10 protein-coding genes and 2 tRNA genes are annotated in these 16,111 nt (G+C 42.4%); 8 read left to right on the plus strand and 4 right to left on the minus strand.

From position 1 onward, the window contains the following. Positions 1-241: 241 nt before the first annotated feature. Entirely contained in the window at positions 242-451 is a 210-nt protein-coding gene (locus VB740_RS31620) for a hypothetical protein (RefSeq protein WP_323203779.1), read from the plus strand. Positions 452-577: 126 nt separating this feature from the next. On the opposite strand, the gene VB740_RS31625 is transcribed toward VB740_RS31620, so the two are convergent. Together VB740_RS31625 and VB740_RS31630 are read right to left on the minus strand one after the other, a co-directional pair. After that, entirely contained in the window at positions 578-3,499 is a 2,922-nt protein-coding gene (locus VB740_RS31625; RefSeq protein WP_323203780.1) for a GAF domain-containing protein, read from the minus strand. Between the two features lie 200 nt (positions 3,500-3,699). Then, entirely contained in the window at positions 3,700-4,125 is a 426-nt protein-coding gene (locus tag VB740_RS31630) for a GNAT family N-acetyltransferase (RefSeq protein WP_323203781.1), read from the minus strand. Positions 4,126-4,416: 291 nt separating this feature from the next. On the opposite strand from VB740_RS31630, the gene VB740_RS31635 reads away from it, so the two are divergent. Further along, complete coding sequence (locus VB740_RS31635; RefSeq protein WP_323203782.1) at positions 4,417-5,556, plus strand: quinone-dependent dihydroorotate dehydrogenase; 1,140 nt, start codon at positions 4,417-4,419, stop codon at positions 5,554-5,556. 19 nt (positions 5,557-5,575) lie between these two features. Here VB740_RS31635 and VB740_RS31640 read toward each other — a convergent pair whose 3' ends face one another. Next, positions 5,576-6,301, minus strand: coding sequence for a hypothetical protein (locus VB740_RS31640; RefSeq protein ID WP_323203783.1), 726 nt, complete (start codon positions 6,299-6,301; stop codon positions 5,576-5,578). A 475-nt stretch (positions 6,302-6,776) separates the two neighbouring features. Here VB740_RS31640 and VB740_RS31645 point away from each other — a divergent pair. The 3 genes from VB740_RS31645 (at position 6,777) to VB740_RS31655 (ending at position 8,712) form a co-directional block, all read left to right on the plus strand. Then, a tRNA-OTHER gene (locus VB740_RS31645) sits at positions 6,777-6,906 on the plus strand. Between the two features lie 43 nt (positions 6,907-6,949). Further along, positions 6,950-7,073: transfer RNA gene (locus tag VB740_RS31650), tRNA-OTHER, on the plus strand. A 37-nt stretch (positions 7,074-7,110) separates the two neighbouring features. Continuing rightward, a complete protein-coding gene (locus tag VB740_RS31655; protein WP_323203784.1) occupies positions 7,111-8,712 on the plus strand; it encodes a TROVE domain-containing protein in 1,602 nt (533 codons plus the stop codon). A gap of 369 nt (positions 8,713-9,081) precedes the next feature. On the opposite strand, the gene VB740_RS31660 is transcribed toward VB740_RS31655, so the two are convergent. Then, on the minus strand, positions 9,082-9,936 hold the full coding sequence (locus VB740_RS31660; protein WP_323203785.1) for a peptidoglycan-binding protein: 855 nt from the start codon (positions 9,934-9,936) through the stop codon (positions 9,082-9,084). Between the two features lie 243 nt (positions 9,937-10,179). Between VB740_RS31660 and VB740_RS31665 the strand changes: the two genes are divergently transcribed. The 3 genes from VB740_RS31665 (at position 10,180) to gorA (ending at position 16,013) form a co-directional block, all read left to right on the plus strand. Continuing rightward, positions 10,180-12,504: an NB-ARC domain-containing protein gene (locus tag VB740_RS31665; RefSeq protein WP_323203786.1), complete on the plus strand. Its 2,325-nt coding sequence runs from the start codon at positions 10,180-10,182 to the stop codon at positions 12,502-12,504. A gap of 822 nt (positions 12,505-13,326) precedes the next feature. Beyond that, the gene (locus VB740_RS31670) at positions 13,327-13,995 is read left to right on the plus strand and encodes a DUF3105 domain-containing protein (RefSeq protein ID WP_323203787.1); all 669 of its coding nucleotides are present in this window, start codon (positions 13,327-13,329) and stop codon (positions 13,993-13,995) included. A gap of 671 nt (positions 13,996-14,666) precedes the next feature. After that, positions 14,667-16,013, plus strand: a complete 1,347-nt coding sequence (gene gorA / locus VB740_RS31675) for a glutathione-disulfide reductase (protein ID WP_323203788.1) — start codon at positions 14,667-14,669, stop codon at positions 16,011-16,013. Positions 16,014-16,111: the final 98 nt, after the last annotated feature.

A 16,111-nucleotide genomic window follows, 5' to 3' on the forward strand; every position in this document is an offset into this window, starting at 1 on the left:
CCTACTATATGGTTCATCTAAAAAAGTAGATCCGCCGAAAGTGGATGCTCCCAGTTGCTAAAGCTAAGGTAATTTGTTCTCGGTCTTTACCAATTGACCGACCGTTAAATTGATAATCACCTTGAGAATTTTGGGATAGTAGCCGAAGAGCGATCGCTAAACCTGTGTAATTGATTTTGAGACTGATTCACTGATTCGTTATAATATTTAGACGATAAACTGTGCTAAAGAGGGCAAATGTATGACTAGCCGCGAGCAGCTTATCCAAGAACTTGCAGAGGTTCCAGATGAGTTAATTAAAGTAATTTTAGATTTTTTGCATCGGGTTCAGACAACGCGTAGTCATCATCCTCTAGCGAAATTTGCTGGTATTTTGAGTGATGATGAGGCGGCTAATTTACAAGAAGCAATTCAAGCTGATTGTCGTCAGGTTGATTTAAATGAGTGGTGAGATTGCATTAGATACTTCTGTTGCAATACGTTTTTTGAATGGTGATCCTAATGATGGCTATTATGTTTTGTGGATAAGGTTTGATAAACTAAATCTTATTTTCAGACACTTTTTTGAAAAACAATACTAAGAATCATGACCAACTAAGAGTAATAACAAGCGGCTAACTACCCGATTATCTGGTAATTGATAGAAATTCAACTCTCCTCCTAGTTCCTGCACGAGGTTTTGGCAGATTAGCAGATGTAAGGCTGGAGGTTGGTCAAGGTTAGAGGGAGCAAGCACATCTTTGGGCGTATTATCATGTAGCTCCGTTAATAGCTGTGGTTCGATCGCACCGTTGTATGTAATCGACAGTTCTAGCGATGTTTGATGATTAACCCCTACACTTGCAGGAGAATGCTTTGTATTTAAAGGTTTTGACGCATCTAAACGACGACACCAAATATCAATTCTGCCTCCGGTTTGAGAACCGTTACAGGCAGTAACCAATAATTCATGAATAACTAACTCAATTTTGACAATATCACCAGCGATCGCCATTGAAGATTGAGCGCTAGAGCTAAGAACACCTCTCGCTAACGAAGAGTTATTTGGCGGCTCTTGATCCTCAATCTGTTGCCCCAAACCATGTACACCAATCCACAACTTTTGTTGTTTAAGCAAATTTTCAATGCGTTCGAGCGATCGCTTCAGTAAACTGGCTATGGGCATAGTTTCCCAACTCACATGTAGCTGCCAATGCTCAAGTTTCAGCATTCCACTCATAGAGGTGGCTGTCTGGTCTAATTGCCGCAGCAATAGCTGATAGCGCATCTGAGTTAGTTCATTAGCAGGAGTACCCAAATCATGTATTTGTTTCAGCGATAGCGCCGTTATTCTCTGGATTTCTTCTAGGCGACGATGTTTGTACCAGTTGAGTTGGCGTAATTCTTCTGTTGTGGATTCTAAAAGTCGGGTAATTTGCTTTTGACGACGCCACCAAGCTAATTGAGAAATTAGAGCTGCGATCGTACCAAGGCTTTGTTCTGACCAACGCCGCTCTTGATAGTCTGCTAATAAAACTACACCTGTGGTTTCATAATCAGCATTGGTACGTAATGCCATTACTAAAATTTGACCTTTGTCAGGAGTATTCAACCATTTTCGAGTTTCTGGAGGTAAGTTATCTACCTTTAAAGTTAAATAACTCTCCGTAGCAAGGGCCCACTGAATTAAGGCTTCAGCCTGGATAGAAATAGATGCATCGGAAAAAATCCCAAATTGACTATTGTCAACCACTCCCGGAATAATTTCCGCCCAACTTTCACCAGGCGACCAGGATAGCAGTACTGCTAAGGGACAGGACAAAATTGATGCTATTTGTTCAAGTGCTGTACGTTCTAAATGCTTGTTTTCAACCTCGTTACTATTCTGGGATTGTGTCAAGACGCGTAGGCATTGCTCAAATGCTTGAGAAGATTTTTGTTGCTGGGTGGTGCGGTTATGTAATTGCCACTGACGAACCATTACACCAATCTGTTGACTAACGGCCCATAGTAATTCCTTTTCCAGAGTTGTCCAAGAACGATGATTTTCGTGAGTGATAACCAAAAGTGCTGCTGGTATATGAGCGTGAGTGCATTTACAAATAAGTAGCGATCGCACCCCACTTTCTAGTAAAAATGGACGCCAGTTAAAAAAGCGTAAATCTTCATCTAAGTTCTCAATTTCTACCGCTTGAGTTGAACGTTGCAAAAGCTGTTCATCTAATTCTTTGAGAGAATTCAGGGCAAATGTTAACGGTCGGCGATTATAGGGCTGACTTTGGTAAATAAATTGATAATTATTCTGTTGAGGATCATACTGCAACAGCAGAAAGCGGGTGGCAGCTAGTCGAGCTAAAACTTTTTTAGCACAGCTGTGTAAAGTTTCCTGAAGGTCATGTTCGCTATAGATACCTTGAGCAACTTGGCTAGTTAGTTGGGCATCCTCTTGAACCTGTTTGATAGTGCTTTCCATGCTTTCGGTAGTTGCAACCAGGGAAATTAAGCCAGCAGCACCTTGGACAAAATTTTTGTCTGTCTCCGCCCAGATTCGAGGTTCATTGCTTTCGACCGCTAGAAAACCGAGCAAGTTTTTTTGCCAGATTATCGGAGCTGCCAGGAGCGATCGCACCTTCAGCCGTTGCAGTAATTTTGCCGTAAAATGGCTTTTCAAAGAACTGCGTGCATCACCAATCGAGACAATTTGGTTAACTGTTAAAGCATAATAAAAATCGCTCAACTCTTGTACCGTCATTCCCGCAGCTTGCTGAGTACTAGAGCTGTGATCAATTTTGACAAGCTGATTGCTCATCCGACACCAAAAGTAGCGCCCTTCCCGCTCAAACCAGTAAACATTTGTCCGGCTGGGGGAGACAAATTTATGAGTTGCTTGCACCGCTGCTTCTAGTCTTTGATTAAAGTTACCGAGGGTGCGTAAATTTTCTAGCAATTCTAATAATGGCTCGTCGGTTCGCCTGGTTTGCTTTTGCTGCAAACCTATCTCATTTTGATAAAGTACTGCCCCCAATTCGCCTAAAACCATCATCAAACGTGCTTTTGCTTCCCCTGGCAGTAGGTAACCCCAACGTTCTGAACCCAGTAACAGCAAACCCAAACAACGGTCTTTATAGCGAATTGGTAAAATGATCGTTCCTTTGATATGGAATTTTTCTGCCATTTTTCGCCATTCAGCAGCGCGAACTTCAGTTTGCAAATCAGCTACACCCAAGGGATGCTGTTCAATTACCACTTGCTCTAATAAATCCCCAGGACTGAGAACAACCCTTTGGCGTAAAAAGCTCGTGTCACGATCGGGTGTGATGCCCCCTTTGCCAAATAATATGTGATTTAGGCGATCGTAAAGAGCAATCCAAATCAGTTTGTAGTCAAACTGTTCTTTAAGATAAGAAATAGTAGTTTCAATCAGAACGTCAACATCATCTTCTTCTCTGAGGCTCTGGAGGACGCGCCCTAAAGAGAGGATCTGCTGTTCGGCGGCTATAGGTTTTTGTGGCTGCCCCATCTGATTTATTGGTTAACATAACTTGTAATATATAAGATGCCCAAAAAAGCACCCTGAGTAATATTGCCACAAGTGTTTAAGATTGAATCTGGACAGGTTAATAAGAAATTAAGCTAATAGTCATTCAAATTGCATTCCGCATCTTTGCGTCTTTCTAGCGATTTGAACTATACAACTTAAAATCGCTGCCTTCTGAATGTTTAACTAAAATAAAATAACTTTTGCATGAAGTATCTTTTATGTCCAAGTGGGTAATTTTCTTGAAAACCAAATACAGTGTAGCCTTGAGATTCATAAAATTCCTTAGCTTGAAAGTCTAATGTCTCAAGATGAACCCCTACACAGTTTTGCTTTTGACCTTCTTTTTCAGCAACTTTAAGGATATTGCTGCCAATCCCTTTGCCACGTAAGCCTTCTTGAACAACTAAGACTCTGATATAAAGCCAATCGCAACCGATTTCGCCCAGAACTCCACCAACAATCAAGCCTGATTCATCTCGTGCAAAAACTGCTACAGGTTGCCACTCTGACAACGGAAAAAAATTTTGATTGAACTGGCGAATCATTTGGATAAGGGTCATCCGATCCTGCTGAGTTACTTCCTGTTCTACCTGAACTGTAATCATCCTGATTTTGCTTCTGGGTAAGGTTTTGACCAAGCCCCGTTGGGGCGGGTGTAGGGTGTGGGGTGTGGGGTGTAGGGGAAGATCCCGCCCCAACAACCTCTTGCGTACAAGCCCCGTCGTTTGAAGACGATTGCATTGGTAGGGGTACAAGCCCCGATCAATGCTGTCTTTACTACACCCTAAACCCTACCCCCTATACCCTTCTTCGTGACCAATACTCATTGCCCATTTGTACATAATTTCAGAGTGAATTCTGACTTCTGATTTTTGAGTTATTCTTTATAAAAGCTAATGGATATTTATAAATTTGCAATTAGTCCGCTTTTGTTCAATGTGGTAAAAACAGACCCGGAGTGGTTACATCAGCAGACGATTCGCAGTTTTAATTGGCTATCGCAAACGCCTTCTAGTTGGGTAAACCAACGCTTAAAGAAGTCTTTATGCCTGTACGATTCACGTTTAGAACAAAATTTGTTTGGGCTAAACTTTCCCAACCCCGTAGGGTTAGCAGCTGGCTTCGACAAGGATGGAGTCGCTGCGGGCATTTGGTCTAATTTGGGTTTTGGCTTTGCAGAACTAGGAACTGTAACTTTTCACGCACAGCCCGGAAATCCGCCTCCCCGTTTGTTTCGCCTACCGTTGGATAAAGCTGCTCTCAATCGGATGGGCTTTAATAACAGTGGTGCAGCAGTAATGGCGGCACGTTTGGCACAGGAAAAGCAGAAGTTAATCCAGTCAATACCCATAGGGATAAATTTGGGTAAATCTAAGGTGACTCCCCTAGAAGCAGCCGCACAGGATTATCTCGATAGTTTTCGCTTACTCAAGGATTTAGGAGACTATTTTGTTGTTAATGTCTCTTCTCCCAATACACCGGGGTTGCGATCGCTCCAAGATGCTTCTATGCTCAGTGCCATCTTAGATTTATTACAACAAGAAAATACTGCACAAAAATCAATTTTTGTCAAGATAGCGCCAGATTTAGAATGGGAAGCGATCGCTGACATCATAACTCTTGCTAAAACCTACCAATTGGCAGGAATTATTGCCACTAACACCACCATCAGCCGTGATGGACTAAAAACTCAGGTAATTGACCAAACTGGCAAATCACCCCAGGAAGAAGCTGGCGGAATTAGCGGTGAACCATTGCGCGATCGCTCCACTGAGGTAATTCGTTTTATTTGGCAGCAAACCCAAGGACAAATCCCGATTATTGGCGTTGGTGGCATCTTTTCTCCTGAAGATGCTTGGGAAAAAATTACTGCTGGTGCTAGTTTGATCCAGGTTTATACAGGCTGGATTTATGAAGGCCCACTGATGGTACGCCGAATCCTAGCAGGTTTACTTGTCCTACTAGAACAAAGCGGATTAAATTCCATCAACGAAGCTGTAGGTTTAGAATTCAAAAATTCTAATTATGAATTATGAATTATGAATTATGAATTATTTAACCTTCTTCCTCCACTGGGAAAAACTCCTTAGTTTTTTCCGAGTATGTCCAGGCAATACCATCAGGGTCTTTGCTGCGACTCCACTCTGGAAACTCTGGATCATTTCGCCGTTTATAAACTGTGCTGGAATAGACATTTAGCCGTTTAGCAAGTTCAGATTGGATCAGAGAGCCAAAAATTAACTGTTTTTCCAGCGATTGTCTAGCTGACTCATGGGTTGGCTGTGGTAGTGATTCAGTTTCTGGTTCTTCCTCCTGTGGGATTGGTGGTGGTGCTAGGAGCGATCGCGCTGTTTTAGTAACTGGTTGAGTAGGAAGTTCTTTAACAGGCTCACTACTATCAAGAATATTGCCGAGAATGCTGGCAGTTATAAAGTAATAAGACTGCCCCGCCTCTTCGGAGTTCACTATACTAGCGCCAAATTCCGAGGCTTTACCATCCAAGTAGCGTTTTGCCGTTGTTCCAGGAAAATTGCCCTTGATTGCCAAGTCCATTGGCGTAAGTCTGCCTTGATTTTCGCGAACTAACTGATGAAAAATGGGGTTAACTCGATGAGTCCACTGTTGCCATTGATATTCCTGCCAAAGCTTGAAGCCGATTACCAGCACAATTAGCGCTAGTAAAATTCTCCATGTGGCAACCAGGAAAATAATCAAAAACGAGATGGGCAAAAGTAGAACGAGAAAAGCCTTGCCGTTATCTTCTATGGGTTTCTCACTCATGCCGATTTTTGCCAAGTGAATTTTGGGAAATAATATTATTATATTGGCAAAAATTAGGACACTTTTTTGTATCTTTTGGCAAAGTTGCGGCAAATTTGCCGGCAAAAGCTTTTTTCAGTAGGTGTTATAGGGTTTGGTCTGCGATGCCTACGGCGGTAAACTACGCGCAAAAGTTTTTTAGCAGAGAAAATGAAAGTATTTTTAACTCAACTAACAACTCTATAAATTAGCTTGCCACCCTCTTGACAATAAATACTACATATACTACATTAATAATACAAGTCAACTTTCATGAGGGAGTTAGCTTTCACCAGTAGCGGATAGCTCAAATGGCAGAGCGCCCACCTTGCCCGAAAGGGCCGACGTATCGAGGGTTATCGCATATAACAAAAACACCCTTGATCAAACTTCTGGAAGTGTAGGTAAAAATCCTACTTCGCTACAGCAAATAGAGTGCTGAATTTTGAATTTTCATGTGGTGGGTAGCTCAGTGGTTAGAGCGCCTAAACATCCTTATTCAACCCTTGCCTGAAAAGGCCGAAGAATTGAGGGTTATCGCCTGCCAAGCGGGAGGTCGCGGGTTCAATTCCCGCTCCACTACACCAAATCTATTCCTGAATTTTGAATTTTGAATTTTAAATTTTCATGTGGTGGGTAGCTCAGTTTGGTAGAGCGCTAAACATCCTTGTTCACCCCTTGCCTGCAAAGGCCGACGAATTAGGGTTATCGATTAGGGTTCGAGAGGTCGCGGGTTCAAATCCCGCTCCGCCACCTTTCATTTTTGCCCGCAAGGGCCGGGAGATGAAACCATGAATTACAATTTTTTCACTAAAAAAAAGACAACTACACCCCAAAATCAACCTATCCCCGGACGAGAAGCAGAAATGATTCAGGGACGTTCCGGTGGCTTTATGTTTGATGCCGGCATTTGGAAAATGCTGCGGCGTTGTCTTTTAGTTGGCACAGCAAAAAGCACTTACTACGCTGGTAAACAGGAATTAACTGAGGATTTTGTGACAGTTGTAAGACTTGCTGTTGCTGAAAATCCCGGCCGTGTAGCGGAAGAAATTCTATATGCTAGCGATGGACGCGCCATCAATAACAGTGCCCCTATCTTGGCTTTAGTGTTGCTATCGATGGGTGAAGCAGCAGAAGCAAAACAGGCATTTGGTGAAATCTTCCCGCAAGTTGTCCGTACCGGTAGCCACTTCTACGAATGGTTGAACTACACCAAATCTCTGCGGGGATTTGGCAAAGTAGTGCGGGAAGCTGGTAAAACTTGGCTTTCAAGGGAAGATGTCAAGGGTTTAGCTTATCAACTGTTGAAATATCAACAGCGTCAAGGCTTTTCCCACCGAGATGCCTTGCGGTTGTTCCATGTCAAACCGCCTACAGAAAATCACCGTCAACTATTTGAATGGGTAGTTAGAGGCTGGGAAGAATTGCCAGCAGATATTCCCTCAGAGGCATTGGCGCAGATTTGGTGGTATGAGTGGCTAAAGCAGAATCCTACCCAAACCCATGAAGCTATTTCCCAAGGACGTTTAACTCACGAAATGGCTGCACCAGTAGGCAAAATGGACAAGCTTGCTTGGCAGCTGCTATTTCAGGAAATGCCAATAGGTGCAATGTTACGTAACTTAGGTTCTTTAACTGAACTGGGTGTATTACGAGCCGATGAAAGCGCTAATTTGCTCCAAGTGGAAGCAGTTCTTAATCGCAGAGAACATTTGCGTAAAGGTCGCATCCATCCGATTGATGTTTTGAAAGCACTCAAGACTTATGAATCTGGTGGAACATTAGGACGCAGTAAGAAAACTTGGAATCCAGTTCCTCGGATTGTAGACATATTAGAAAAGGCGGTTGAACTGTCTTTTGATGTTGTGCAACCCACAGGTAAAGTGTTCATGCACGCCGTAGATGTTTCTGGTTCTATGGGTAGCTTGGTTGCAGATATGGGGCTAACTTGTTGTGAAATTGCCACCACAATGGCACTGGTGACAGCAAAAGCAGAGAAAAACTACATGATTCGCGGCTTTGCTACCGAATTCCGGGAATTAGGTATCACCGCCAAAGATAGTTTTAGTTCTGCGGTTCGCAAAGCTAGCAACCAAAACTTTGGTGGAACGGATGCATCTGTAGCTTACGACTGGATGATTAAGAATAAGTTTAAAGCAGATGTAGTCTGCTTTTGGACTGACTCGGAAAGCTGGGCTGGGTATAAACATCCAAGTCAAGCACTGAAGGAGTACCGCAAAAAGGTAAATCCCAACGTCAAGGCGGTGTATATCACCTTGACACCTTACCAAATTACTTTGGTAGATCCTGAAGATTTGCTGTCTTGGGATTTAGCAGGGTTCGACCCAGGTACGCCTCGGATCATCCAGATGCTAGCTACGGGTGAATTGTAGATATTGCTGAAGGGTAAAGGATGAAACACTTTATCCTTCATGCTTCATGGCGGGTTATCCTTGTTCGCAACTTGCCTTTCGGGGCCGGAGAATTTAAGGTTATCGGTTACGTCTCCACCATTGTGGGGATTAGCGGGTTCAATCCCCGCACCCGCCTTTGTTTTTGATTTTCTCCTCACGCAAAGAAGAAGGCGATTTAATTTTTGAATGGTCGTTTTTCTATTTCAGCGATGGGTAAGAGTAGGGTGTCTTCTATGTGCGTAGGCGCAGCCCGCACTTCGACAAGCTCAGTGACCATCGTAGACATCGCAAGTTTTTTTGATACAGAATAACATAGCGATCGCTCATCATCTATTCACCCACTCAATGTTAATTAAATAATGTCCCCAAAAAACCGATAATTGGTTTCCAAAAGATACCAGTTAACACATAAGGAGCATATTCTAAAAGCGGTAAACTTGAGTGCTTCGAGGGCTTCAGCGGTAAACACTCCAAGAGAAAAGGCACTATACAGGTGAGTCCATAGGCAGTTGCTAAGGCTATATTCCATTTCAGTTCATTTGCTACTGGTATGGGGCTACAATAAATACCCAGTAGAATGAAAGAGATCATTAAAAGCTGCTCACAAAAAAACCAGGATTGGGGCGATAGAAAATAAACTAACTGGAGAAAGCTTTTGTTATCTATTTTTTGTCGCATTCCCATTAATACAGCCCAAGTTGCAGCCCCAACTACGCCATCATCTTTCAGTCCATAAGTTCTTTGAAAACGTTTAACGCCTCTTTCAGTTTCCCTACTAAAATATCCATCAGGTTCTTTTTTGAAAAATCCTTCTTCATTAAGGATAGTTTGCAGTTCCTTAATAGCATTCTGTAATTTTGGCGACATACTTTTCTGATTCCGGTAAAGCCTTGGGTAGAAAAGGCAAGCCCAACTTAGTGGCCCGACTACTCCATCCACCTGAAGATTATTGGCTTTCTGAAATTTTATTACAGCCTCTTCTGTTTCTAAGTCAAATTTACCACTAAGAGTTGAGAGAAAACCCTGAGCTTGCAGTCGTTCTTGTAGTTCATTAATTGATTCTTGTGCAGAGTTTGGCGAAAAGTCTCGGTATAATATGGGACGTTTATTGAATACACAGACTTGTCTTTCTTCTGGGAAATAACGCCGGGATTGTTTTAGCCCAAACAAGAGATTTAGGAAACTAAATGGTTTCTTTGTCATAGTTTTATTGAGTAATTTATGAAAAAAATAACCGGGCCTATTTTTAGAGCTTAGAAGTAGTATGTCGAGAGCCTCTAGCCTCTAAACAACTAGAGAAAAAAATAGACTTATAAATTAGCTTACTGATTAAACTTCAGGCAGGAATTAACATTGTTAAAAAAATGTTAGTGATTTATCAAACCCCTGTTCGTTAAAATGTTGTTATTAATGCCACATTGATGACAAATTTATTAGGTGATATTTATGTCAGGTCAGTCAGAACCTTGGAATTTACCTAAAAGTTGGAATAGCAAGATTTTGCAGGGCTGGGAGATAAACCGACTACTGACTGACTTAGAGTCTATGCTTCAAAAACGTTATAGACAAAGTACCAGGAAAGACCTGTTACTTGGGTTACTCTGCGGGTGTAGCTTGAAAAAGATTGGTCAAGATTTACACAAGGACAATTCTGTTGTCAGAGCAGGGTTAAGCAATATCTATCGGGACATTGAAATTTTGACAGGAGAACCAAATAACACTGTCAAGTCCAGCAATCTTGTCCACATTCTAGAAAAACATGGGTATCGCAAAAATTCTGTGGTATCCACGATCAAAAGCCGCTCCATTCCCCACAATTTACCAGCACCAACTTACACGCAATTTATTGGCCGGGAACCGGATATGAATAAGCTACTAAAACGCCTTTCCCCGGATCATGGCGCTCATATCATCACGGTGCATGGTATTGGTGGTGTGGGTAAAACGGCGTTGGTGTTAGCAGCTGCTTACCTATGCTTAAAAGCCAGTAATGAAAACTTTTCTGATGCACCAAAATTTGAGGCGATTATTTTCACTTCAGCCAAACAACAAGAACTTATTCCCAACAATAGTATATTGCGGCGGCAACAGGGACAGCGTAACCTGCGCGATATCTTTCGGGAAATTGCCAATGCTTTAGACGATCCTACAATTATTCAATCTCCTGCCAATGACCAATTTGACCGTGTGCGCCAAAGCCTATCGAGACAAAGAACACTGTTGATTGTGGATAATATGGAGACTATAGAAGACAGAGATGAGGTTATTGAGTTTTTATATAATCTGCCCATTTGCGTCAAAGTGGTAATTACTACCCGTGAGCAAATTGCCTTGCTACCGATTCGTCTACGAAACTTGCCCTTAGATGATGGTTTGCAGCTGATTCGACAACAAGCTGAAGAAAAAGGTATAGCCCTCAACGATGAGGAATCAAAGCTCCTCTACAAAAACACTGGTGGAATCCCTCTCGCGATTGTGTATGCGATCGGTCAAGTATCTAGTGGCTACTCTTTAAACTCAGTATTGGATCGATTAACCTCGGCTACAGATGATGTAGCTTGTTTTTGTTTCGAGCAATCAGTGCAAGGAATCAAGGGACAGTCGCCCCACAAGTTACTGATGTCACTGGCGATTTTTCCTGACTCTCCCATACTCGCTGCTGTGGCTGAGGTTGCTGGACTAACAACCGCTCCTGATGCTGTAAATAATGGCTTGGCACGTTTGCAGCAACTTTCCTTGGTGAATCTAAACCCAGAGACTAAGCGGTTTGAAATGCTTTCTCTGACTCGTGAGTACGCTTTAGCAGAATTGGCTGCTTACCCAGATTTTGAGAAGGAAGCACGTAATAGGTGGGTTAAATGGTATTTGGATTTTGCCCACAGTTATGCCGGTGAAGATTGGGAAAAGTGGATACACTACAATAAGTTAGAGCCAGAAGAAGCAAATCTGCGGACAGTACTTTATTGGTGTAAAGACCAAGACCGCTATGAAGCAGTTAGAGATTTATGGATGCTCTTGATCCATTATGCAAATGTCTACGCCTACTGGGACGATCGCCTAGATTGGCTGCAATGGCTCATTGAACAATCAGAACGCCGTGGGGAATGGTCTTCTTTTGTAAAAATTATCGTCCGCAAAAGCTGGTTACTAATTCGAGAGTGTTCTTCTGCGAGTCTGAAAGAAGCAGACGAAATTTTGCAGCGGACATGGATTTTGCGTGACCATGCGGATTTGTGCGTTCAGGCTGACTTAGCCGAAAGTATGGCTAGGCTAAAAATTAGACAAAAGGATTATCAAGATGCACGCCACTGGCTGACGGTAGAAGAAAAATTGGTGATCGAGGCGAATCTTGAAGAGCGACAGCATATCCGCTATTTTATTCCCGTTCTTTACCATCAGGCTGAAATCTTTTATTTAGAAGGTGAATATCTTTTAGCAAAGCAGCTATTTCAAGAGGTGATGAGAAGTGCAGAAAACATTAGTTGGCATCGGGTGATCAATTCTGCTAGCAATTGGCTGGCTGATCTTGCAATTGAACAAGGCGATCGCGAAGAAGCTCAAAAGTTATTAATTCAAGGATTCACTGTTGCTGAAATGACTCACAACAAGCGGCGTTTAGCTCGCTATCAACGTTCTTTTGCCCGTTGGGAGAAAAAGTGGGGAAGCGTAGAGAAGGCTCAGGAATGGTCAACTAAGGCTATTAATGGTTTTAAGCAATTAGGGATGACACAAGATGCACAGGATATGCAAATTTTTCTTGATTTACTGTAATCATTTGCAAACTAAAGGATCTCCAGTTTTTCTACAGGATGGCTGCTGCATAAAGGTGCGATCGCATACTTACTAAAACTAAGCGATGTCTACGACGGGCTACGCCTACGCAAACACCGTAGAATAAACAAGATACTTGTCTGGCAACAGAATGTAATATAACTTAGCCATATTAAATTTAGCGTAATTTTTGATAAGTACAACGCAAACATTCGACAAAAAAGAAGATAGCGATCGCTTATCAATTATTCAACTACCCAATAATTAATTAAACAATATCTTACTGGTTAAATTTAAGACAGCGAATTAACACTGTTCAACAAATGTTAATAATTTGTCAAAGTTTTGTTCGTCATAGATGACCGAGATTGACTATTCATATATCTAGAGTGCTAGAGCAGTATCAGCTTGTAAGCTCATCTTTAGTTCAAAAGTAGTTCAACTGTTGGTTTACCGCTTTGACTTCCAATTGGATGAACTAATGACCTGGCTTTTCTACAGCAACTGCTCCCATTATAACTTGTAACGGAAGCAAGTTTGTTTTAATGCTCTACAGCTAAATTTTGCTTATTTATCGGAAACAAGAGTCATTTATTTTATATTGTTACAGAGCTTCATATAGCTTTGCCAAACGGTTATAAGGGCGGTTTTTGAAGGGAAAAAATCAAATTTTGTAAAGATAAATAAATACAAAAAATTCATATATCGAGGTAATAGAAATATGTTGTACGCATAGTTCAAATATCAATGTTTCTTATCAAAGTTTTTGCAACACAACCCGAACGTTATTCTAGTAGTACATCTACAATTTGATTTAATTATATGAACATTAAACTTGCTAAATCAGGTTTATTGGCACTCTGCTTGATCTGCACGATCGCTATAACTTTAGTATTCGGAAATATGCCTGGGATTTCTCAGGAATCTTCTTCACAACCGAGTACCGCATCAACTTCTAATTCAATGATGAATTACATACGAGAATGGAAGGGCTTAATCGAACCCTTTTTAGTAATAACACCTGAATCACCGTTGCCAGGGCTGTACCCTGGCACAATACTACCAGGAATCCGTTTCCCAGATTTGGGGCAACAACATGTGGAAGTAGGTACTTCAATCACCTATAACTCAAATCCACCAACCTCCGGGCCGCACTACCCCTACCCAGCAGCGTGGGGTATATACAAAGATCCACCCGCCGATGGTTTTTTAGTCCATAATTTGGAGCACGGTGGGGTGATTATTAGCTACAATCCTAAGAAAATTAAAGATCAAAAGTTGTCCCAGCTACGGCAGCAGGCGCGATCTTTGAGCAACTTTAACGCACGTGTTATCCTAACACCACGGTTGAACCTCGACACAGCAATTGCACTCACCGCTTGGAATTACTTGCAGAAGCTTAACCGTTACGACTCTACAGCGGTAAAAGTCTTTTATGATACGCATATTGCTCGTGGCCCTGAGTGCCAGGAAGGGTTATGTGCTGGCTAGGCTAGTACCGCAAGGCGGAAGTCAAAAATCAAGGCTTCTCTGCGAGAGGCTGCGCCAACGGCTTCACTCAACCTTTACCCTGAGCGCAGTCGTAAAGCCTGCGGCATAGCTACGCTTAACGCGTAGCGTCTCGCAGAGAAGGGTCAAAAGTCAAAAAGCTTTAATTATAGGCTCTTCAGCTGTAATGAAACTGGTAGGTTTATTTCCGCCGACCTGTACTATTAATAGTTTTAAGCACTTGGGAATGACGCAGGATTCACAGAAGATGCAAATTTTGCTGGATTCACCGTAATCATGTGCATGGTTCTACAGTTTTTCTACAAGATGGCTGCTGCATACAAATGCGATCGCATACCCGCCTAAACTAGACGATGGGCTAGGTTCCGGTGGAAGCGATGTCTACGACGGGCTACGCCTACGCAAATTTTAACTCTTGTGCTATAAATTAAGATGCCTTTTGTCAATAATATGTAATATTAATTAGTATTAATCGAGCGATGCCTACGCTGTTCCTTTTGGATGTAATTGTGATTAATGCGGCAATCTACTACATATCAGCCTGGTTTCATCCCAAATTGTCCACCCAGAGACAGTAGATTAAGTTTTATCTGAATAATTATAAGGGATGAAATAGCTCTGCTTTCCAAAAAGTGAAAAAGGAACAGATTTTTATGACATTTGATTACGATTTGTTTGTCATTGGTGCTGGGCCTGGGGGATTGGCAGCAGCTAAAAAAGCAGCTAGTTACGGTGTACGTGTCGCTATTGCCGAACGAGAATCCGTCGGTGGGACTTGTGTAAATCGCGGTTGCGTTCCTAAAAAACTGATTGTCTACGCCGCTGACTTCGCCCTGCAAAATCAAATAGCGCACAGATATGGGTGGAGTGACTGTCAAACATACTTTGACTGGACATTATTTATTAAGTCAGTACATCAGCATATTGACAGCCTTAACCAGTCTTATTTTCAGCAATTGCAAAAAGCTGGAATTGAACTAATTTCTGAATATGCCACTTTCATCGATACCCATACTATCAATATCAATGGACGTAAAGTTACAGCAGACAAAATTTTAATTGCTGTGGGAGGGCAACCCATCAAGCCCAAAATCCCAGGTATAGAATACGCCATCACATCCCGCGAGATGTTTCATCTACCCTATCTACCGAAACGTTTGGCAATTATTGGCGGCGGCTACATTGGCGTAGAATTTTCCAGCATGATGCACGCTTTCGGCTGCAAAGTGACGGTGATTGAAAAAGGTGAGATGATTTTATCGGGCTTTGATGATGACATTTGCTCTGCGGTACAACAAGGTTTGAGTAAACGCGGAATTAAGCTATTCACTAACAGCACCGTTCAAGAAATCAAATTCTCAGATGAGGGTTTTTTGCTAACTATTACTGGTGAGAGGCAAGAAATAATTACAGCAGATACCATCTTAGTTGCCACAGGGTACGCTCCAAATACCAAGAATCTTGGTTTGGAAAATGCCTATGTTGAACTTGGCGAACATGGTGCAATTACAGTAGATGAGTATAGCCGCACCAGCCAAGAAAACATTTTTGCTGTGGGTGACTGCACCAGCCGCGTGCAATTGACTCCAGTGGCTAAGGCAGAAGGTATTGCCTTTGCCGATACAGTTTTTGGCAACAAGGCGCAAAAACTAAATTATGATTATGTGCCCACTGCTGTTTTTTGCCGTCCAGAAGCGGCTAGTGTGGGGATGACAGAGGCGAAAGCACGGGAAAAATTTGGTGAATCTGTACAATGCTACTGCACCCAGTTCCAACCACTGTTGTATCAGCTAATCGAACAGTATGAGCCAATCACCATGAAGTTAGTGTTAAATGGCGACTCTGGGCAAGTTTTGGGTGCTCATATGGTGGGTGGACATGCAGCAGATATCATTCAAAGTCTTGGTGTGGCAATTCGTAAAGGCATTACCAAGGAAGACTTGGATGAAACAATAGGCATTCATCCCACGACAGGAGAAGAATTTTTGTCATTACAGTGAAGAAGACGCGGGGAGGGGGAGCAGGGGAAGCAGGGGGGGCAGAGGGGGCAGAGGGGGCAGAGGGGGCAGGGGAAGCAGGGGGAGCAGGGGAAGCAGGG

The organism is Nostoc sp. UHCC 0251 (assembly GCF_034932245.1).
Classification (GTDB): domain Bacteria; phylum Cyanobacteriota; class Cyanobacteriia; order Cyanobacteriales; family Nostocaceae; genus Nostoc.